Origin of the sequence: Frigoribacterium sp. Leaf172, from assembly GCF_001424285.1 — a bacterium.
In the GTDB taxonomy this organism is placed as follows: Bacteria; Actinomycetota; Actinomycetes; order Actinomycetales; family Microbacteriaceae; genus Frigoribacterium.
Window position 1 is genome coordinate 40012 of record NZ_LMPB01000002.1, and the last position, 19156, is coordinate 59167.

The 19156-nt window shown below is 70.3% G+C and carries 19 protein-coding genes; 9 read left to right on the forward strand and 10 right to left on the reverse strand.

Annotation, left to right across the window (positions count from 1 at the left end; translation table 11 throughout):
• Positions 1–81 precede the first annotated feature (81 nt).
• The gene (locus tag ASF89_RS06540) at positions 82–1350 is read right to left on the reverse strand and encodes a hypothetical protein (RefSeq protein WP_055813243.1); all 1269 of its coding nucleotides are present in this window, start codon (positions 1348–1350) and stop codon (positions 82–84) included.
• An 81-nt stretch (positions 1351–1431) separates the two neighbouring features.
• Positions 1432–2715, reverse strand: coding sequence for an exonuclease domain-containing protein (locus ASF89_RS06545; RefSeq protein ID WP_055813245.1), 1284 nt, complete (start codon positions 2713–2715; stop codon positions 1432–1434).
• 398 nt (positions 2716–3113) lie between these two features.
• Between ASF89_RS06545 and ASF89_RS06550 the strand changes: the two genes are divergently transcribed.
• Together ASF89_RS06550 and ASF89_RS16290 are read left to right on the forward strand one after the other, a co-directional pair.
• On the forward strand, positions 3114–3602 hold the full coding sequence (locus ASF89_RS06550) for a hypothetical protein (protein WP_156463340.1): 489 nt from the start codon (positions 3114–3116) through the stop codon (positions 3600–3602).
• 35 nt (positions 3603–3637) lie between these two features.
• Positions 3638–4246, forward strand: coding sequence for a GIY-YIG nuclease family protein (locus tag ASF89_RS16290; RefSeq protein ID WP_369814539.1), 609 nt, complete (start codon positions 3638–3640; stop codon positions 4244–4246).
• Positions 4247–4500: 254 nt separating this feature from the next.
• On the opposite strand, the gene ASF89_RS15675 is transcribed toward ASF89_RS16290, so the two are convergent.
• From ASF89_RS15675 to ASF89_RS06580, 6 genes are all read right to left on the reverse strand, one after another.
• Positions 4501–4677, reverse strand: a complete 177-nt coding sequence (locus ASF89_RS15675) for a hypothetical protein (RefSeq protein WP_156463341.1) — start codon at positions 4675–4677, stop codon at positions 4501–4503.
• 29 nt (positions 4678–4706) lie between these two features.
• Positions 4707–5261 carry a hypothetical protein gene (locus ASF89_RS06560; protein ID WP_055813255.1) on the reverse strand — a complete coding sequence of 185 codons (555 nt, stop codon included), beginning with the start codon at positions 5259–5261 and terminating at the stop codon, positions 4707–4709.
• A gap of 273 nt (positions 5262–5534) precedes the next feature.
• Positions 5535–6224, reverse strand: coding sequence for a hypothetical protein (locus tag ASF89_RS06565; RefSeq protein ID WP_055813258.1), 690 nt, complete (start codon positions 6222–6224; stop codon positions 5535–5537).
• Complete coding sequence (locus tag ASF89_RS06570; protein ID WP_082489849.1) at positions 6224–6910, reverse strand: GNAT family N-acetyltransferase; 687 nt, start codon at positions 6908–6910, stop codon at positions 6224–6226. Before ASF89_RS06570 ends, ASF89_RS06565 begins: the two co-directional genes overlap by 1 nt.
• Before the next feature lie 161 nt (positions 6911–7071).
• Positions 7072–7416, reverse strand: coding sequence for a hypothetical protein (locus tag ASF89_RS06575; protein WP_156463342.1), 345 nt, complete (start codon positions 7414–7416; stop codon positions 7072–7074).
• Between the two features lie 7 nt (positions 7417–7423).
• Positions 7424–7786, reverse strand: coding sequence for a hypothetical protein (locus ASF89_RS06580; protein ID WP_055813264.1), 363 nt, complete (start codon positions 7784–7786; stop codon positions 7424–7426).
• A gap of 119 nt (positions 7787–7905) precedes the next feature.
• Here ASF89_RS06580 and ASF89_RS06585 point away from each other — a divergent pair, with 119 nt between their 5' ends.
• Positions 7906–8388: a hypothetical protein gene (locus ASF89_RS06585; protein WP_055813266.1), complete on the forward strand. Its 483-nt coding sequence runs from the start codon at positions 7906–7908 to the stop codon at positions 8386–8388.
• Positions 8389–8657: 269 nt separating this feature from the next.
• Here the strand turns inward: ASF89_RS06585 and ASF89_RS06590 are convergent, their stop codons facing one another.
• Positions 8658–9923, reverse strand: coding sequence for an ROK family transcriptional regulator (locus tag ASF89_RS06590; protein ID WP_162240687.1), 1266 nt, complete (start codon positions 9921–9923; stop codon positions 8658–8660).
• 106 nt (positions 9924–10029) lie between these two features.
• Between ASF89_RS06590 and ASF89_RS06595 the strand changes: the two genes are divergently transcribed.
• The 6 genes from ASF89_RS06595 to ASF89_RS06620 all read left to right on the forward strand — a co-directional run bounded on the left by ASF89_RS06595 (position 10030) and on the right by ASF89_RS06620 (position 18464).
• Positions 10030–12513, forward strand: coding sequence for a glycoside hydrolase family 2 protein (locus ASF89_RS06595; RefSeq protein ID WP_055813272.1), 2484 nt, complete (start codon positions 10030–10032; stop codon positions 12511–12513).
• A 253-nt stretch (positions 12514–12766) separates the two neighbouring features.
• The gene (locus tag ASF89_RS06600) at positions 12767–14470 is read left to right on the forward strand and encodes an ABC transporter substrate-binding protein (RefSeq protein ID WP_082489851.1); all 1704 of its coding nucleotides are present in this window, start codon (positions 12767–12769) and stop codon (positions 14468–14470) included.
• 65 nt (positions 14471–14535) lie between these two features.
• On the forward strand, positions 14536–15525 hold the full coding sequence (locus ASF89_RS06605; protein ID WP_055798018.1) for an ABC transporter permease: 990 nt from the start codon (positions 14536–14538) through the stop codon (positions 15523–15525).
• 103 nt (positions 15526–15628) lie between these two features.
• Positions 15629–16609 carry an ABC transporter permease gene (locus ASF89_RS06610; protein ID WP_055798015.1) on the forward strand — a complete coding sequence of 327 codons (981 nt, stop codon included), beginning with the start codon at positions 15629–15631 and terminating at the stop codon, positions 16607–16609.
• A complete protein-coding gene (locus ASF89_RS06615; protein WP_055798012.1) occupies positions 16606–17562 on the forward strand; it encodes an ABC transporter ATP-binding protein in 957 nt (318 codons plus the stop codon). The genes ASF89_RS06610 and ASF89_RS06615 overlap by 4 nt, the downstream gene beginning before the upstream one ends.
• On the forward strand, positions 17559–18464 hold the full coding sequence (locus tag ASF89_RS06620; protein ID WP_055813275.1) for an ABC transporter ATP-binding protein: 906 nt from the start codon (positions 17559–17561) through the stop codon (positions 18462–18464). The genes ASF89_RS06615 and ASF89_RS06620 overlap by 4 nt, the downstream gene beginning before the upstream one ends.
• Positions 18465–18647: 183 nt before the next feature.
• On the opposite strand, the gene ASF89_RS06625 is transcribed toward ASF89_RS06620, so the two are convergent.
• Entirely contained in the window at positions 18648–19079 is a 432-nt protein-coding gene (locus ASF89_RS06625) for a GNAT family N-acetyltransferase (RefSeq protein WP_055813278.1), read from the reverse strand.
• Between the last annotated feature and the right edge of the window lie 77 nt (positions 19080–19156).

Consider the following 19156-nt stretch of genomic DNA (forward strand, 5'->3'; position numbering starts at 1 on the left):
GCGTAGGTAGCTGCGCAGGCCTGGCAGACGTCGCGAGAGACGAGTCAAGCGACGTGGCGCACGGCCCATCGAATTGGAGCTTTATTCGGCCTCACCGTGGTCCGTGTCCATTTGGATTGATTGCCGTCGTCGAGCGCGATCGGCGATGCCACCGGCTAGCTTCCCGGTCATCGAACGTGCTCGGTCTCGGCCCTCGGAGCCCAGGCGCTTGGTGGCGTCCACGCCTGTCGTCCCGGTCTCGACGGCCTTGTCCCGAACCTCCGCGACGGCAGACAGCCACCGCTTGGCCTCGAGCGACTCGCGACTGCCCTCGATGCCAAGTCCTTGGTGGAATTGACCCACTCCAGCAGCGACCTGATTGCTGGAGAGGACGACGGCGCCGGCCGCCATGGGGTGGAGCAGGACCTTCGCCCCTGCAATTCCCGCCGCAGCGTCCATCCGACTGATCAGGCGCTCCGTGCTCTTGGAGATGACAGCGAGGCGATTCTGTCTCGCGTTCTTCAGACCAAGGCGGTGCTGATCGAGCTCATCTGGCGATGCGTCGAGGACACGGTCGAGCTCAAGTACGCAGGGGGCGTCCTGGAGCTGGACGCACCGGGCCAGGACTGCCAGCCAGTCCTGAACCTGCGTCTCGGCCTTCTTCGAAAGGTCGGCGAGGTCCCCGATCTTCGTGGTGCCTTCGAGCTTCTCCGCGATGGCGTCGAGCTGGCGCAAGGCGTAGGCCTGAGTCCGAGCGACGGTGATCGACGTCGCCTGGACCTTCGACCAGGTGATCTCGGAGACCCGCCCGACGCTGCCGCGCACGGTCATCGCCTCCGCGATGACGAGATCCACTCCGATCATGTCCGCGAGGACGGCGTCCTTCTGGGCGCGAAGGATGTCGTCGACTTTCGCGTCGATGACGGCGAGGTAGTTGGTGATCTCGTCCATCGCCTGTTGCATAGCGGCCTGCGCCATGATGCCGCCCACGCCCGCCAGGATCGCCGGGTTGGCCACGAGCGTGCCCTTCCCAGCCGCAAATTGGACTAATCCGGTGATCTTGCCGTTGTCGGTCAGGACCCCGCGACTCAAGCCCGCCTGCGACCCCTTCATGAGAGGGAAGCGATTCATCGCCTGTGCCGACTCCTTGGTCAGCTTCACCCATCGCCCAGAGGACCCCGCGATCTGCGACCCGGTCTGCGCAGCTGCCGCAGCACCCCTCAGGACAGGCTTCAGTCGATCGAGCCCGAGGTCCTTGGACACCAGCCCTTCTGACTCGAGGAAACTCTGCACGGCGGCGTCACTGCCGATGACGGCCATCCCGTCGTCGTCTCGAATGAGCTCGATCTCATCGTCGAACGCTTCATCCATCGGTGACTCCTGGGGTGTGTGTGGTGGGCGGGACCGACGGTACGAGTCGCAGTCGGGGCACTATCTCTGGTTTCAGACCGACTACGCGGAGCGCAGCAAGGCGCGCAGCTCGGCCTCGCCGACGATCGGGATGCCGTACTGGCGGGCTTTCTGGGATTTGCCGGAGAGGCTGTCGGGGTCGGCGGCCACGAGGAGGGACGTCTTCTTCGTGATGCCGGCCTTCACGACCACTCCCAGCGCGACCAGGAGCGCCTCGATGCGATCGCGGGGTTCGGACATCTCGCCGGTGAGCACGACCAGATCGCCGGGTGCCAGACGCGTCATGGGTGCCGTCTCCGCGACGATCGCTGTGGCCGCCCGCGCCTCGAGTGCTGCGCGCCGCGGCCCGGCGGCGATGTCGAGCATGATGGCCACGGCCTCGATGTCGGCCTTCTCGGCCGGGGTGAGCACGCCGTCCGCCCACGCCGCATCGACGATCCCGTCGAAGTACTCGTGGTGGAGTTCGACACGACGGGTCGGGGTGACGCCGATGGCCTCGGCGACGCTGCGCAGTTCTTCGCTCTCGGACACCGACAGGAAGCCGTCGGACAACGCCCGGTCGAGCACGGCGACGTAGTCGAGCTCTCGACCTGTTCCTTCGATCGGTCGCAGACGATCGGTCGTCCGATCGAGGAACGACTTCGCGTCGCCGACCAGCGATGTGCCGGGCCGACCTGCGCGTACGAGAGTCGGAGCGTCGACACCGACTCCGCGACGCCGGGACATCCAGGGAGTGGACGACCCCGTCGTGAGCACCGGCCAGGGAGCCTGCGCGGCGAAGTCGCCCCACTGCGCCCACCAAGCGCTCTGATCGCGGCCCGCCTCGAGGTACGCGCTGAGGAGGTGCGCCGTCGCCCGCGCATCGGCCAGAGCCTCGTGGGCGTCGACCAACGGGATGTCGAACGCGGCGCAGCAGTCCGCCAGCTTCCGCCCCGAGCCCGGCAGATATGTGTTCGCGAGCTTCATCGTGCAGAGCGCGCTGTCGTCCGTGATGGGAGACGTCACACCGAGCCTGCCGAGCTCGTGACGCAGGAAGGTCGTCTCGAACCGGGCGTTGTGCGCGACGAGCACCCGGCCGCGGAGGTGCTCGACGAGCTGCGGCGCGATGTCGGCGAAGGGCGGGGCGTCTTTGACATCCGCACCACGCAGCTGATGGATGTGCGTCGGACCGAGGTCGCGTGACGGGTTGATGACGGTCTCATACGAGTCCTCGATCGTGCCGTCGGGAGCGACATGAACGATGCCGACCTCGATGATCCGATGGTGGTGCTGAGGTGAGAGCCCGGTCGTCTCGAAATCGATGACCGCATAGCCGTTGTGCGCCAAGTTCGTTCTCCCGATCCGACTGCGCACCGAAAGGGCGCATTTCTTGATCCATGCTCACATAGAGGCGTCCCAGGAATAGACTTGACGGAGACCCCGTTCTGGGGGTCGTCGTCTTCTCGTAACGAGCCCCCTGACGCCTGCCGGGTAAGGGTACGGGACCGCCACGACCAGCCCGTTGAGCACACTCTCACAATTAGTGAGCCACTCGGTTAGTCAGACAGGCTCCCCCGCCGGCCGCTTCATTAACCCGCCGGGCAACTCGAAGGGCACGGCGCTCATTGGCGCTCGCGGGTGTGCATGCGTGGGTGTTCGCGGCCGCTTATCGCCCGACGTGATCAAGGCCCACGCCCGAGGCTCATAGGCTGAGGCTCCGGCCACAAAATGGGAAGCAGGAATACTTGACGAATCAGCATGTCGACGGCCTGTTGACCAGGCGCACGACGCAGCACATCGGTGCTGCAGGAGAGTTGCTCGTCCAGTACCGGTTGCTCAAGCTCGGAATCGACAGTGCGCGTCTGACGACTGATTCGGGCATCGATCTCGTCGTCTACTCACCCGCCACGGGTTCGGCAACGACGGTGCAGGTCAAGACGGTCGAGCGTGCGACGCCGGCGGGCGGCACGGGACGGCACGCCATTGGCTGGAACTTTCCGCATGACACCCCTGCGCAGCTACTCGCCTTCACCTATCTGCAGGAAGACCTCGTGTGGTTCTTCACTGCTGCGGAGGCCAGACGGATCGCTCAGCAGAGGTCGCCGAAAGACATTCGGCGTCTCTACTGGTACACAGACCTCACCATGAGACAACGCGACGGGGTGCCACTGATCCAGTCGGATATGGACAAGTACCTGCTCTCGGTACGCGCTCCGGTCCTCTTTCCGCGCTGATGATTGCTCGACCCAACCGAAGGCGACGTGCAGCGATGACCGTCGCGTCAGAAGCCGTCGCTGCCACGGCGCAGCATGCTCAGCGGGAGCTCCTTGGGGCGCGGCATGACATCGTGCAAGCCGCGGTGCTCGTTCCGCCCAACGCAGGGCTCTATGCAGTCTGGGCGGACGAAGCCGCGTGGGACGCGCTCGGCCTCCGCCCCGGCGTTGATCACCAGCCCCTGTACGTCGGCAAGTCCGAGAGCAGTCTTCGGGGGCGGGAAGTCAACACTCACTTCGACGCAGGCCAAGGCGCCGCGTCCAAGACAGGTTCATCCACGGTCCGCCGCTCCTTCGCAGCCCTTCTCGCACCCAGTCTGGGTCTCCACGCAATTCCTCGGAACATCGACAAACCTGGTTACTTCTCTCAGTACTCGCTGCGGGCGGAAGATGATCTGCGCCTTACCCAGTGGATGCACGCTCGCTTGCAGCTCTCAACGTGGTCGCACGAAGCCTCATCGACCGCGTCCCTGGACAACATCGAATCAGTCGTCATCACCTCGTTTGATCCTCCGCTAAACATCAACAAGGCGCCTTCGCCACGGCCTCGTCTCAGGGCTGCTCGCGCAGCTCTGGCAAAAGAGGCAAGGTCTTTCAGGGGCTGAGGGCCGCGGGCGGCCGGAGCCGCTTCAAATAGCGGGTGCCTGAAACTTAGGGGCCGTGGGGGATGAAGCCTGGGCGGCCGGGCCCCCAGAGGGAAATAGGCTCGCCAGTTTCGCGAGGCTTGACGGCTCTTGGCCCTCGTCGGCTGGGCGCCCGCCCCAGCACCCGCCCCAGGGCACAGCCGCCGGCGCCATCGCCCGTGGCGGACGCCTTCGCTTCGCGCCCCGACCCGTTTCCCTCGAGCCGCTCAAGGCCATCAGGCAAAGAGATCGGACGAAAACTTCGCACCGCTGACCAGCACCTCGCCCCGCGGCAGACCGAACGCCACCTGCATCAGCCCCAAGTAAGTGCTGCTCGCCAACGGCACCCCACCCCGGTCGAACCCGCAGAGACGCGCCACCGCGGCTAAAGCCTGCTCGTCTTCACGACGCACCTTTCGTGTCGACCGACCGGAACGCGCCTTCACGTGCCCGTCGAGGGCCGCATCTGACCAGTCGCGCCACGCTCGAGCCGCCGCTGGCGCCTGCCGTGAAGCAAGACGACCACCGTCGTCGCCACAGCCGTCGCGCCCGCCACCGTCAGGGTCGAGACGAACGTCAATGGCGCCATCAGCGGCAGGTCCAAGAAGCGCACGTTCACGACCGCCCAGGGCACAGCCACAAGCACGGTGAGGATGAGGACGGCGAGCGCCGCGCCGAGCGGCCGCAGCCGAGGGCGGCGGCGCAACAGCCAGTCGGGGAGGCCGGCGAGCAGACCGGCGACGAGGCCGTAGAGCCAGAGGGCCACCGCTCCGCCGAGCATCACGGGGAAGACCATCGCGAGTGCGGCTATCCCGTTCGTCGTCTGCTCCACGACCACCGAGACCAGCACGAAGCCGATGGGTACGAGGCAGAAGGCCGCCGCGCCTCCCCAGGCTGTCGTCCAGGGGAGCAGCGACAGCAGCGTCGACCGACGGCGCTGCGGCTCGGCCTGGGCGGGCGTGCTGGCGGCGGCTGCGGGAGCGTGGATGAGGGCCATGGTTCGACGCTAGGCAGAAGCGGCGGCGGGGGCGTCGTCCGCAGAGTGCAGTGAGGTCGTCCTCAGGGACGGAACACGAGGCCGACGGAACGACACGGCAGGAGGCGCGGTGTCGGCCAGCAGGACGGGAGGACGTCGTGAGGGCGTCGCGCGGCTTCGCACGGTCGCGCAGCTCGGCGCGGGTTTGACTGTCGCCCTGGTCCGAAGGTGCCCGTCGTCGGCGGATGGAGAGCGCTGACGGGCCAGCCCGTGAGACTCGGAGGGCGCTCGGCCTTAGCGGACGGAGGGTGCTTGCCGACCACCCGCAGAAGGCTGGGGTTCGAGCGGGACGGCCGGCGCTCGCAGCGGCAGCCCGAGATCGGTCGCCGCCTCGACGTAGGCGCGATAGGTCGCGGCGTAGCGTGCTCTCGCCCGCGCGGCGCTCGCCAGCTGCGCGGGGCACTCCACCTCGACCTCGTACCCGATCGTCTCGCGTGCTCGGGCCTCGGCGTCGAGCGCCGTGCTCCAGAGCCAGACACGTCGCGGGCTGGGGCTGGTGACCTCGGTGAGGAGCACCTCCTCGGGCATCCTCACCACTGTCCCGGGAGCCGAGTCGCGCTGCGCCCACAGCATCGTCAGAAGGGCCACCCAGACCCCGACCAGGGCACCGATCGCGGCACCGACGACCACTGCCTCGGACGAGCCGCCGACGACGAAGTCGACGCCGGCTCCGAGCGCCGCGCACCCGACGAGCAGCAGCACCGCTCGGAGCAGCCGCGCGACCGACGCCAGACGCGCGCGTCTCCGGATCGTCCGCGGCTCGAACGCCTGGCGCCAACGACGCTCGGTCCCCGCCGTCAGACCGTCGCGGTCGACGTACCACCCGCCGTCGGGAGCCTGGAAGACAGGGAGGCGCGGGTGCGGTGACGCCCCGAAGGGCGCGTCGGGGGTGTGGCCGGGCCGGGCGGATGCGTCGTCACGCATCACCGGGGCCCTTCTGCGGGCGTCGGGGGCCGGGCCGAGTTCGGCGCCAGGGGTGGGGAGGTGCTGATCGGAGAGTCGGGCGGGTTGGTGGTCGTGGCCGGAGCTTCGGGCGTGCACGGGGGCGTGGGCGTCGGCGTGGACGGGGGCGGAGGCGCGGGCGTGGGCGTGGGCGGGGACGTGAGCGCGGGCGCGGCCGTGGACGGGGGCGGGGGCGTGGGTGCGGGTGTGGCAGGGCAGTCGAGCGGGCGTGACCATGCGACCTCGCGGGCGAGCTGGCCGGTGGCGGCGAAGAGGCGGAGCTGGTGGGTGTCTGCGAGCGCCGTGGCCAGGGCGTCGCGGTCGGCGGGGGAGAAGCCGAGCCTCTGCCAGAACGGTCCGGAGCGGCGCGAGAAGAGCCAGGCCCGCGTCGCCCCGGCGCTCGCCGCCTCGGCTAGGGCGTGGCCGGCGAGACGGGTGCCCGCGCCGGCGGCTCGGTGGGCCGGGGCGACGGCGACGCTGCGGAGGAGGGCATGCGCCCCGTCGACGCTCAGCTCGAAGCCGGTCGAGCCGACGATCGTGCCGGCCGCATCCCGCTCGATCCAGAGGCGGACGGCGGGGTCGTCGAGCCCGGCGAGCGTCAGATCGGCCTCGACGAGGAACGCGCGGAGGTCGTCGACATCGGCGGGGGAGACGGGGAGGAGCGGCACATCAGCGATTCTGCCGTGGCCCGTGCTGTTCCGTTGGCCGGGTCGGGCTGAGCCGGGGAACGGCTTCGCGGAATCGCTCTTTCGTTCCCATGCGTAATAGCTCGAACGAGCAAGACCCGCCCCTTGACGGCTCGACGGCCTCAGGAGGCGCGGCGAAAGCCCTACGAAGCGCGGCGACGACCGCCGATGCGTCGCACCACGACGAACGCCGCCAGCACGAGCGCCGTGACCGCAGCGACAGCCGCGATGAGACCGGCCACGACGGTCGTGTTGGCGCCGATGGTGAACCAGTCGATCCGCTGCTCGGTGGTGTAGACGACCGACGAACCGGCTCCGGGCACCAACAACCAGGTCAAGGCGAGCGCGAGCCCGTACGCGACCACGGCCACGACCCCGGCGACGATCGCTGCTCGCGCGACACGACTGAGCAGAGCACGTGGCGGCCGCTGCACGATGCCGTGAGCCGCAGGGCGTTCGGTGCCGGCCGGGTCCACTGATTCGGACATGATCCGGTCAGCGCGGAGTCGGCGCGTCAGGCGCGTCGACCACGTCGGGTCCGGCGTCGGCGGACGCGCCCGGCGCGACGGAGGCCGTGGGGGTCTCGGATACCGCGGGCGCGACGGATGCCGTGGGAGCCTCCGGCACCGCGGCTGCTCCCGGCGCCACGGGCCCAGCCTGCCCCGCCGTCCCTGCGGGCTCCACCGGCGCGACCTCGGCCTGCTGCCGCTTGCGGACGAGGTAGGAGATGAAGCCGAACTGCCCGAGACCCCCGACCAGCAGCAGCCAGCCCATCGGCTGCCCGAAGACGAGCAGCACGGCGCCGAACACCAGCGCGACGATCGCGTAGACGAGCAGGGTCTTCTCGGACTTGATCATTCCTCCACACTAGGGGCGCGTCGGGCAGCCGAGCCGCGCCTCCTCGTGGGGGTCCGGGCGTCGTGCTCAGGACACACCGACCACCCCACCGAGGAGGCGCGGGTCACTAGGGTCACCCCATGGACGACATCACGACATGGTCACCCGCAGACGTCGACCACCGCACGTCGCTCGTCCCGACCAGGCCGAGCCCGCTCGGGGCCGCGGGCGGAGTCGTGGTCATCGTCGAACGGATCGAGTGCACCGACCAGCGCGTCTGGCTGCAGGCCCGCGCCGTCCTGAACGACGAGGTCGAGCGTCTCACCCTCCGCCACTGGGCCGACAGTCGCACCTGGCGCGACCGCGTGGCGACCGACGGGTGGGACGCCGCGGGGGATCCGCCGACCGGACCCGGAACGGTCCTGACGGAGATCGACGTCCGGCTGGTCGAGGCGGGGGAGTCGGGCCACCGCGACCGGGTCGTCTCGTGCGGCGGGTCGGGCACCGAGTGGAGCGTGTCGTGGGAGTGGCCGCGTCCTGCCGGCGACGCGTGGACGTTCGCGGCGACCTCACCCGACGGCGAGGTGGTGACTCTGCGGGTCGACCCGCCCCTCCTGGGGTGAGCGCGTCGGCCCCCATCCTCGGAGGACGGGGCTGCGGGCGTCGGCCGCGCGCCTCCTGGGGGACGGCCTTCGGGCTGACGCCCGCGTGCGGCGTCGAGTGGTCAGAAGATGCCCTTCGCGAGCGTCGAAGGGGCATCTTCTAACCACTGGGCTCACCTTTCGCCGGGCGTGCTGGTCGGTGGGCTGCTACGCATCGATGCGTAATAGCTCGCGCGAGTGAGTATCCCGCCGGAGGTCGAGCGGGTCATCCCGAACCGAGGAGGCGCGGGTCAGGTCGGCGACACCGGCGCAGCGCCCGCAGCGCCCGCGGCCCCAGCACCAGCAGCACCACCCGGCCCACGGCGCGCCGCGACCTCTCGCTGCAGGACCAACGCCGCGCCTCCCACGGCCGCCGAGTCGGCGACGTGCGCCGACAGCTCGACCTTGACCTGATGCCGCCCCTGCGCGAAGAAGTCGTCGGCCAACCGCTGCCGCACCACCTCGAGATAGAGCGGCCCGGCCGTCGTCAGCGACGGCCCGGCGAGCACCACCGAGTCGAGATCGAGCAGGTTCGCCATCGAGACGACCGCGTTCGCGAGGTGGTCGGCCGACTCGGTGATGAGCTCCACGGCGAGCGCATCGCCCTCGACCGCCGCCGCGGCGACGAGCGAGAAGTCGGCGAAGGGATCCTCGTTCTGGGTCAGCACGAGACTCGACGCCCGACCCGCCGCCAACGCCGACCGCGCCCCGAGCGCCACGCTCACCGGGCCGGCCAGCTGCTCCGCCGACACCCGATGCGCCACCGGGCCGAGACCGCGGTACCGCATCTGCCCCAGTTCACCGGCGTTCGAGCTCGCGCCCCGGTAGATCGACCCGTCGAGCACGATCCCCGCACCGATCCCCGCCCCGAAGTACACCGTGCCGTGCGCCGCCGAGTCGCCGACCGCACCGCCCCAGAACTCGCCGATCGCCGCCGCCGTCGCATCGTTGTCGAGGATCACCGCGAAACCCGTCGCCTCGGCCGTCGCATCGCGGAGCGGGAAACCGGCCCACTCCTCGAACGGCGGCGCCCCGAGGATGCTGCCCGTCGTCAGATCGATCGGACCCGGCGTCACGAGCCCCAGGCCGGTCACCCGATCGGCCTCGACGCCGACCAACCCCAGGAACATCGACACCGTCGACGCGATCCACGCCACCGCCGACTCGGGCGACTGCCCCCAGACGCCGGCGACGCTCACCCTCCCCACCAGGGCGCCACCGAGATCCGTCAACACCACCGTCACGAAGTCCGCACCCAGCTGCACCCCGAGGGCATAGCGTGCTCGCGGGTCGATGCTCAACAGCACCCGGGGCTTGCCCCCGGTCGACTCACGACGGCCCGACTCAACGACGAGGCCGTCGAGCAGCAGCTGCCGCACGACGTTCGACATGGTCGCCTGGGTGAGCCCGGTCGACTCCGCGAGCTCGACCCGACTGATCGGGCCCTGCGAGCGGATCAGGTCGAACGCGAGAGCCCGGCTCGTGGGCACCGCCAACAAGGGCCTCGGGTTGACCATGTCGTACCTCCTGGCGATATCGTAGGCTCTGCTGTGCTTTATAAAGTCATTTGACAAAGTCCGACAGCGCGACAGCGACGTCGCGCACCTCCTAGCAAGGGCACCCATGGTCTTCTCACCCCTCCACGACGGCTGGACCCTCGAAGCCGTCTCCGGCCCCCTCCCCGACGACCTCGCCACCCGGCTCGCCGGCACGACGATCCCCGCGACCGTCCCCGGCTGCGCCCACACCGACCTCCTCGCCGAGGGCCTCATCACCGACCCCTTCGATGGCGACGCCGAGGCCGTCCAGCAGTGGATCGGCAGCACCGTCTGGCGCTACGCCACCACCTTCGACTGGAGCGACGACGGCTCCGACCGCCACGACCTCGTCGCCGAGGGCCTCGACACCGTCGCCCGCGTCGAGCTCAACGGCGTGCTCGTCGCCGAGACCGAGAACCAGCACCGCAGCCACCGCATCGACGTGAAGGAGGCGCTGGTCACCGGTGCGAACCGCCTCACCATCACCTTCGCCGCCCCCGTCGCCGAGGTCGAGGCGCGGGTCGAGCAGCACGGCGCCCTCCCGCACGTCAACCACCACCCCTTCAACATGCTTCGGAAGTCCGCCAGCAACTTCGGCTGGGACTGGGGCGTCGACGTCGCCACCAGCGGCATCTGGAAGCCCATCGGACTCGACAGCTGGTCGGGCGTCCGCATCGCGTCGGTCCGGCCGCTCGTCGACGTCACCGACGAGGGCGGCGTGCTCGACGCGCACGTCGACCTCGAATGGGCGGGCGGCGAGGGCGCGGGCGGCGGGTCGACGGAGGTGACCGTCGAGGTCGACGGGCACCGCGCCTCCTCGGCGATGACGGCCGGCGAGACCGCCGTGAGCCTGCGACTCGTCGTGCCCGACGCCGAGCTCTGGTGGCCGCGCGGTCACGGCGCCCAGCCGCTCTACCCCGTCAGCGTCACGCTGAGCACCTCGCCCGACGAACCGTGGGAGGCGCGGGTCGGCTTCCGCACGGTCGCCCTCGACACCGCACCCGACGCCCACGGCACCCCCTTCACGGTGTCGGTCAACGGCGAGGTCGTGCAGATCCGCGGCGCGAACTGGATCCCCGACCACGCGTTCCTCACCGAGATGGACGCCGCCCGCTACCGGCGCCGGGTGGCCGACGCCACCGACGCGAACATGAACCTGCTGCGGGTCTGGGGCGGCGGCATCTACGAGTCGCACGACTTCTACGACGCCTGCGACGAGGCCGGCGTGCTCGTCTGGCAGGACTTCCTGTTCGCCTGCGCCGCCTACGCCGAGGAGGCCTGGCTGGCCGACGAGGTCGAGGCCGAGGCGCGCGAGGCCATCACCCGGCTCAGCCGGCACGCGTCGCTCGCCATCTGGAACGGCAACAACGAGAACATCTGGGGCTTCGTCGAGTGGGGCTGGCGCGCCGAGCTGGCCGGCCGCACCTGGGGCGAGGGCTACTACCGCTCGCTGCTGCCGGCGCTCGTCGCGGAGCTCGACGGCACCCGGCCGTACTCGCCGGGCAGCCCGTACTCGTTCGGCGACTACCTGCACCCGAACGACGCCCGGCACGGCACGATGCACATCTGGGACGTCTGGAACGACCGCGACTACACCGCCTACGCCGAGTACCCGGCGCGGTTCGTCTCGGAGTTCGGGTTCCAGGGGCCGCCCGCGTGGTCGACCCTGGCCGCCGTCGTGCACGACGAGCCGATGGAGCCCTACGGCCACGAGATGCTCGTGCACCAGAAGGCCGACGACGGCAACCTCAAGCTCGAGCGGGGCCTCGTCGGGCATCTGCCGTCGCCGAACGGCATCGACGAGTGGCACTGGGCCACCCAGCTGAACCAGGCGGCCGCGATCCGCTTCGGCATCGAGCACTTCCGGTCACTCGCCCCGCTCAACACCGGCACGATCGTCTGGCAGCTGAACGACGACTGGCCCGTCGTCTCGTGGGCCGCCGTCGACTTCGACGAGCACCGCAAGCCGTTGTGGTTCGCCCTGCGAGCCGCCTACGAGCCGCGGCTGGCGACCATCCAGCCCCGCGCCTCCGGCCTCTCGCTCGTGCTGCTGAACGACACGGCCGCCGCCTGGCACGGCACGGCACGCGCCGCGGTCGCCTCCCTCGACGCCGGTGGCTCGCACCGCGACGTCGTCGACGTGCCGGTCGCCGTGGAGGCGCGGGGCGCGTCGACCACGTTGCTGCCCGCGGAACTCGTCGCCAGCCTCGACCCGGCCACCGAGGTGCTCGTCGTCGACCTCGACGGATTCGGGGCCGGGCGGGCCGTCTGGAACGCCGCCGAGGTCGTCGGGCAGCGACTCGACCCCGGTGCCGTCAGGGCGACGGCGACGCCCGACGGCGACGACGTGCTCGTCACGGTGACCGCCTCGGCGTACGCCCGCGACGTCACGCTGCTCGTCGACCGCGCCGCACCGCGGGCGACCGTCGACCGGGGGCTCGTGACGCTGCTGGCGGGGGAGAGCGCCGTGTTCCGCGTCTCGGCGACCGACGGGGTCGACGCCGCGCGGTTCGCGGCGGACGACGTCGTGCGGCACGCGGGCGCGCTAGTGGGGGTCGTCGCGCTCTGAGCTGAGAGCACGGGCCGCGCGGATCATCCGCGCGGCCCCTTCGGCGCGCCAGCAGAGAGCCGGCGCCCGGGTGGCGCCAGTCACGAGCAGCAGATCGCGCGGGGCGCTCGCCGAACCTGAGCGCTCCTCCGAAGAAACTTGACGGGCTTTATTTAGTCGGGTAACAATGGCCGGGCAGTGCGATGACGCCTGTGACAACGATGTCAGCACCGACCGCGGGCTCCCCGTGACCGGTGCAGCGAAAGGATCAACGATGTTCCTCCGTGCCTCGACCGGCCCTCGGCCCGTCCGCCCCCGCTGGGTCGTGGGGGCCGCGGCCGCCGCCTCCCTCGCGCTCGTCCTCACCGGCTGCTCCGCCGGCGGCTCGAACTCGAGCTCCACCCCCTCCGACACCCTGGTCGTCTACACCGGCCAGGCCGGCGACTACCAGATCAACTTCAACCCGTACTCGCCCTCGAGCATCGGCGGCATCGGCGCGATCTACGAGTCGCTGTTCTTCGTCACGAACGTCAACACCGAGGCCTACGAGCCCCTGCTCGGCACCGAGTACACCTGGAACGACGCCGGCACCGAGCTCGCCGTCACCCTGCGCGACGACGCCACCTGGAGCGACGGCGAGCCCTTCACGGCCGACGACGTCGTCTTCACGTTCCAGATGCTGCTCGACACCCCGTCGCTGAACACCAGCGGCTTCGACGGCGCCGTCACGGCACCCGACGACACCCACGTCGTCTTCACCTGGGACGAGCCCGCGTTCGTCGCCGGCCCCACCCTGCTCGGCCGCACCCCGATCGTGCCCGAGCACCTCTGGTCGGGCATCGACCCCACCACCGACGTCATGGCCGAGCCCGTCGGCACCGGCGCGTTCACGCTCGAGAACTTCAAGGCGCAGGCGTTCACGCTGGCCTCGAACCCCGAGTACTGGGGCGGCGAGCCCGAGGTCAAGAAGGTTCGCTACCTGTCGCTCTCGGGCAACACGGCCGGCGCCGACGCGCTCGCCGCGGGCACCATCGACTGGCAGACCGGGCCCGTCCCCGACATGGAGAACGTGTCCGAGAACTACCCGGGTTACGACGCGGTGACCATCCCGCAGAACCAGGTCGCGCTGCTGACCTGCTCGAGCGTCGAGCTCGGCTGCGAGGGCCCCCAGACCGACCCGGCCGTCCGCCAGGCGATCTACCACGCGCTGAACCGCGACCAGGTGAACTCGCTCGCGTTCCAGAACACCGCCAGCGAGATCTCGCCGACCTTCGCGCTCACCTCGACGCAGGAGGACCTCATCTCGGCCGACGTCGCCGAGCCCGTCGCCCCCTCCGCCCCCGACCTCGACAAGAGCGCCGAGCTCCTCGAAGGGGCCGGCTACACGAAGGGCGGAGACGGCGTCTACGCCAAGGACGGCGAGCCGCTGAAGCTCACCGTCGAGGTCGTCACCGGCTGGACCGACTACATCACCGCCATCGACACCATGGGTCAGCAGCTGAAGGCCGCCGGCATCGAGCTGACCGCGTCGCAGTCGTCGTGGAACGAGTGGACCGACAAGAAGAGCAAGGGGAATTACGAGCTCGCGATCGACTCGCTCGGCCAGGGCCCCGCGTCCGACCCGTTCTACCTGTACGACCAGTACTTCAACACGGCCTACACGGCCGAGGTCGGCGAGGCCGCTCCCACGAACATGGCGCGCTTCAGCGACCCCGCCGTCGACGCCGCGCTCGCCGAGCTGAAGGCCGTCGACCCCGCCGACACCGCGGCCCGTCAGGCGCAGTTCGACGTCATCCAGGCCGCGATCGTCGAGGACATGCCCTACATCCCCGTCATGACGGGCGGCACGACGAGCGAGTTCCACTCGTCGAAGTTCACCGGCTGGCCCACGATGGACGACCTGTACGCGTTCCCCGCCATCTGGGCCTCGCCCGACAACGCTCAGGTCTTCAAGAACCTGAAGCCCACGGGCGAGTAGGCGACCGTCGTGACCGAGGAGGAGACGGCCGGGCCCGAGACGACGTCGAGGCCGGGTGAGGGTTCGTGAACTACTTCGTCAGGAAGCTGGGCTTCTACGCCATCGCGCTGTGGGCGGCGTTGACCCTGAACTTCATGATCCCGCGCCTGCTGCCGGGCAACCCCGTCGACATCCTGCTGGCGAAGCTGCAGCAGCGAGGCGGCGTGGTGACGGCGGACACCCGAGAGGCCTACACGCTCCTCCTCGGCGGCGACTCGTCCGAGCCGCTGCCCGTGCAGTACGGGAACTACCTGATCAACATCCTCCGCGGCGACCTCGGGGTCTCGGTGAGCTACTTCCCGGCACCGGTCAGCGAGGTCATCGCGGGGTCGCTGCCGTGGACGATCATGCTCGTCGGCATCGCCACCGTGATCGGCGCCGCCCTCGGCGTCCTGCTCGGCGCCTTCGTCGGCTGGAAGCCGGGCACCTGGCTCGACTCGCTCGTGCCGGCGACGACGCTGCTCGCGGCGGTGCCGTACTTCTGGCTCGCGCTGATCCTCGTCTACGTGCTCGCCACGTCGATGAGGCTGTTCCCCTCGCAGGGCGGCTACGACGTCGTCCTCGACCCGGGCTGGGACTGGGCGTTCATCTCGTCGGCGATCGAGTACGGGTTCCTGCCCGCGCTGACCATCGTCATCGCGTCGCTCGGCGGCTGGCTGCTCGGCATGCGCAACATGATGGTGTCGACCCTCTCGGAGGACTACATCCTCACGGCGCAGGCCAAGGGACTCAGCCAGGGGCGCATCCTGCGCGGCTACGCGGCCCGCAACGCGGTGCTGCCGAGCGTCGCCGGGTTCGCCATCTCGCTCGGCTTCGTCGTGTCGGGGTCGATCGTCACCGAGCAGGTGTTCTCGTACCCGGGCATCGGCGGCAAGCTCCTCTCGGCCGTCACGAACAACGACTACGCGCTGATGCAGGGCATCTTCCTGTTCATCACGCTGGCCGTGCTCGGCGCCAACCTCGTGGTCGACCTGTTCTACGGGATCATCGACCCCCGCACCCGGGCCCGCAGCTGATGCGCGGCGCACGGACCGGAGCCCCGGAGGCGCGACCCACCCGGGTGGGCCGCTCCCGGACACAGACACCGCGCCTCCTGCAGGCCGATCGGAGAGACGACTCATGACGAACGTCGCGCCCCTCACGGAGGCCGCGGTCGCGGATCCGACCGCCGAGCTCGCGTCGGCGTCCGCCGACAGCGGCAAGCCGCCCCGCTCGCCCTGGCGGCTGATGCTGCCGACCATGACGCCGTGGCTCGCCACCGGCCTCGCCCTCATCGGCGCGATCGTGCTGTTCGGCGTCGTCGGGCCGTTCCTCGTCGGCGACCCGGCCGCCATCCGCGACATCGGTCTGACCGGGCCGTCGGCCCAGCACCTGCTCGGCACGACGCAGACCGGGCAGGACGTCTTCGCGCAGCTGGCCTGGGCCACCCGCGGCTCGCTGCAGATCGGGCTGATCGTCGGGGTGCTCGCCACCGCTCTGTCGGCCTTCTTCGGGATCCTCGGCGCGTACATCGGCGGCGTCACCGACGAGGCGTTCTCGCTCTTCTCGAACGTGTTCCTGGTGATCCCGGGGCTGCCTCTCGTCATCGTCATCTCGGGCTTCGTGCCGCAGGAGCAGCGCGGGCTCTGGACGATCGGCGTCGTGCTGGCGATCACCGGCTGGGCGGCGTCGTCCCGCGTGCTGCGGGCGCAGACCCTGTCGATCCGGTCGCGCGACTACGTCGCCGCGTCGCGGGTCGCCGGCGAGCGGCCGTGGCGCGTCATCACGGTCGAGATCCTGCCGAACCTGCTGCCGGTGCTCGCGTCGCAGTTCGTGTTCGCGGTCATCGCGGCGATCCTCGGCGAGGCCGGGCTGTCGTTCCTCGGGCTCGGGGCGTCGAACTCGTCGACCCTCGGCACGATGCTCTTCTACGCCCAGAACGGCTTCGCCCTGCCGCTCGGAGCCTGGTGGTGGTTCGGCCCTCCCGGTCTGATCATCGCGCTGTTCGGCACCGGCCTCTCGCTGATCAACTTCTCGATCGACGAGATCATCAACCCCAAGCTCAAGAACGTCCGACTGCACCGCAAGCAGGCGCGTCGGGCCCGGAAGGCAGCACGATGACCCCCACCCAGGAGGCGCCGGTCGCGTCGCGCACGACGACCCGCCGTGACGCCGTGCTCACCATCGACGACCTGACGGTCGTGTACGAGGTCGAGAACCCCGTCACCGCCGTGAAGTCGGCCAGCCTCACCCTCGGCCCGGGGGAGATCCTCGGGCTCGCGGGGGAGTCGGGCTGCGGCAAGACGACGCTCGCCTACGCGATCAACCGACTGCACCGGCCGCCGGCGCGCATCGCGAGCGGGTCGGTGACGTTCCACGACCGCGACGGCACCGACGTCGACCTGCTCGCCCTCGAGTCGGAGGAGCTGCGGGCGTTCCGCTGGTCGAAGCTGTCGATGGTGTTCCAGGGGGCGATGAACGCCCTCAACCCGGTCACCACCGTGCGGGCCCAGCTCGAGGACGTCCTGATCACGCATCGTCGCGGGATGTCGAAGAAGGAGCGCCGCGACCGGGCGGCCGAGGTGCTGACCCGCGTCGGCGTCGACCCCGTGCGCCTGTCGTCGTACCCGCACGAGCTCTCGGGCGGCATGCGGCAGCGCGTCATGATCGCGATGGCCATGCTGCTCGAGCCGCAGATCATGATCATGGACGAGCCCACCACGGCCCTCGACGTCGTCGTGCAGCGCGACATCCTGCGCGAGATCGTCCGCCTCCGCGACGAGCTCGACTTCGCCGTCGTCTTCATCACGCACGACCTGCCGCTGCTGCTCGAGATCAGCGACCGGATCGCCGTCATGCTGCAGGGCGAGATCGTCGAGCTGTCGACCGCCCAGCAGATCTACACCGACCCGCAGCACCCGTACACCCGCCGCCTCCTCAGCTCGTTCCCGAGTCTCAGCGGGTCGCGCGGCGCCTTCATCCGCACCGGCGTCGACGAGGGGTCACCCGTCGACACCGACACCCGCTCCGTCGTGCTGCCCACGCCGGACGACCTCGAGGACGGCCTCCGATGACGAGCATCCAGATCACCGACCTGACGAAGGACTTCTCGGTCGGGTCGGGCTTCTCGCGCAAGGCGTTCCGCGCCGTCGATCACGTCTCGTTCGACCTGCTGCCCGGACGCACCGTCGCCCTCGTCGGCGAGTCCGGCTCGGGCAAGTCGACCATCGCCCGGATGCTCGCCAAGCTCGAGAAGCCCACCTCGGGCACCATCGACGTTCAGCTCGACGACGGCACGCCCGTGATGGGCTCGCTCTACCGCCGGCACGTGCAGATGGTCTTCCAGGACCCGTTCGCGTCGCTGAACCCGTTCCACTCGATCGAGCACCACATCGCCCGCCCCCTCCGGCTGCACCGGCGCACCCGCGGCGCCGAGCAGACGCACGAGCGCGTGCTCGAGATGCTCGAGCGGGTGAACCTGCGGCCCGCGGCCGACATGGCGGCGCGACGACCGCACGAGCTGTCGGGCGGGCAGCGGCAGCGCGTCGCCATCGCCCGGGCTCTCGCGCCGGGCGCGCAGGTGCTCATCGCCGACGAGCCCGTCTCGATGCTCGACGTGTCGATCCGCCTGGGCGTGCTCAACCTGCTCGGGCGGCTGCAGCGGGAGGACAACCTCGCCGTGCTCTACATCACCCACGACCTCGCCACCGCACGGCACTTCTCGGACGAGATCCTCGTGCTCTACCGCGGCCGGGTCGTCGAGCGCGGACCCGCCGACGCCGTCATCCTCGACCCGCACCACGACTACACGAAGCTGCTCGCGCTCGCCGCGCCCGACCCCGAGCGCGTCGGAAAGATCGTCTCGGACGAGGCCGCCCCCGACCGGGCCGCCCTCGACAACTCGGTCTGCTTCAACCACTACACGGGCGCGTGGGAGACCGCGCACGTGAAGGGCGAGGCGCCCGCGCGGGTGTGAGGCGTGAGGCGCGAGGCTTGAGGCGCGGGGCCGGGGCTCGGGCGCGGGCTTCGGGATCGGGCTTCGGGATCGGGTTCCGCGTCGCGCGGGGATCGAGTGGTCGGTCGATGCGGTCAGGGGCGTCGGACGGGACATCTTCTGACCGGTCGATCCGCGCCTCCTCGGCTGATGCGGGGCGGCGGGTCAGGCGGGGCGATGCGTCATGTAGGCGTCGACGTCGTCGGCCGCGTCGAGCACGAAGCCGTGGCGCTCGTAGAGGCGGCGCGCGGCACTGCCGACGAGCACGTTGAGACGGAAGGAGGCGCGGCCCGGCTCCGCGAGCACGGTGCGGAGCACCTCGGCTCCGACTCCGCGGCCCTGCACCGACGGTTCGAGGTAGAAGTGCTCGATCCAGCGGGCGCCGTCGGCCGGGCGCACCGCGATGGACCCGACGTCGCGCCCGTCGACGACCACGACGCGCGTGTGCGCAGGCTCGTACGCATCGCGCATCCGCTGGCGCACGCGCACCTCGTCGAACACGCCGAGTCGGGTCAGATCGGGCCGCATCACCTCGGCCCGCAGCTCGAGCAGCCAGTCGAGGTCGTCGGCCGTCGCGGGGCGGAGCGTGATCTGCACCCGACCAGCCTAGGGCGACGCCGCAGGGGCCGGAGGCACGTAACGAGTGCGTTAAGCCTCGGCCCTCGACTCGTGGA

Bases quoted from the DNA above. Each gene is read 5' to 3' on its own strand.
- ASF89_RS06580 (WP_055813264.1), bottom strand. From the start codon at position 7,786: ATGATCAAGTCCGAGAAGACCCTGCTCGTCTACGCGATCGTCGCGCTG.
- ASF89_RS16290 (WP_369814539.1), top strand. From the start codon at position 3,638: ATGACCGTCGCGTCAGAAGCCGTCGCTGCCACGGCGCAGCATGCTCAG.
- ASF89_RS06565 (WP_055813258.1), bottom strand. From the start codon at position 6,224: ATGCGTGACGACGCATCCGCCCGGCCCGGCCACACCCCCGACGCGCCC.
- ASF89_RS06600 (WP_082489851.1), top strand. From the start codon at position 12,767: ATGTTCCTCCGTGCCTCGACCGGCCCTCGGCCCGTCCGCCCCCGCTGG.
- ASF89_RS06560 (WP_055813255.1), bottom strand. From the start codon at position 5,261: ATGGCCCTCATCCACGCTCCCGCAGCCGCCGCCAGCACGCCCGCCCAG.
- ASF89_RS06615 (WP_055798012.1), top strand. From the start codon at position 16,606: ATGACCCCCACCCAGGAGGCGCCGGTCGCGTCGCGCACGACGACCCGC.
- ASF89_RS06620 (WP_055813275.1), top strand. From the start codon at position 17,559: ATGACGAGCATCCAGATCACCGACCTGACGAAGGACTTCTCGGTCGGG.
- ASF89_RS06575 (WP_156463342.1), bottom strand. From the start codon at position 7,416: ATGTCCGAATCAGTGGACCCGGCCGGCACCGAACGCCCTGCGGCTCAC.
- ASF89_RS06610 (WP_055798015.1), top strand. From the start codon at position 15,629: ATGACGAACGTCGCGCCCCTCACGGAGGCCGCGGTCGCGGATCCGACC.
- ASF89_RS06585 (WP_055813266.1), top strand. From the start codon at position 7,906: ATGGACGACATCACGACATGGTCACCCGCAGACGTCGACCACCGCACG.
- ASF89_RS06590 (WP_162240687.1), bottom strand. From the start codon at position 9,923: ATGGTCAACCCGAGGCCCTTGTTGGCGGTGCCCACGAGCCGGGCTCTC.
- ASF89_RS06540 (WP_055813243.1), bottom strand. From the start codon at position 1,350: ATGGATGAAGCGTTCGACGATGAGATCGAGCTCATTCGAGACGACGAC.
- ASF89_RS06595 (WP_055813272.1), top strand. From the start codon at position 10,030: ATGGTCTTCTCACCCCTCCACGACGGCTGGACCCTCGAAGCCGTCTCC.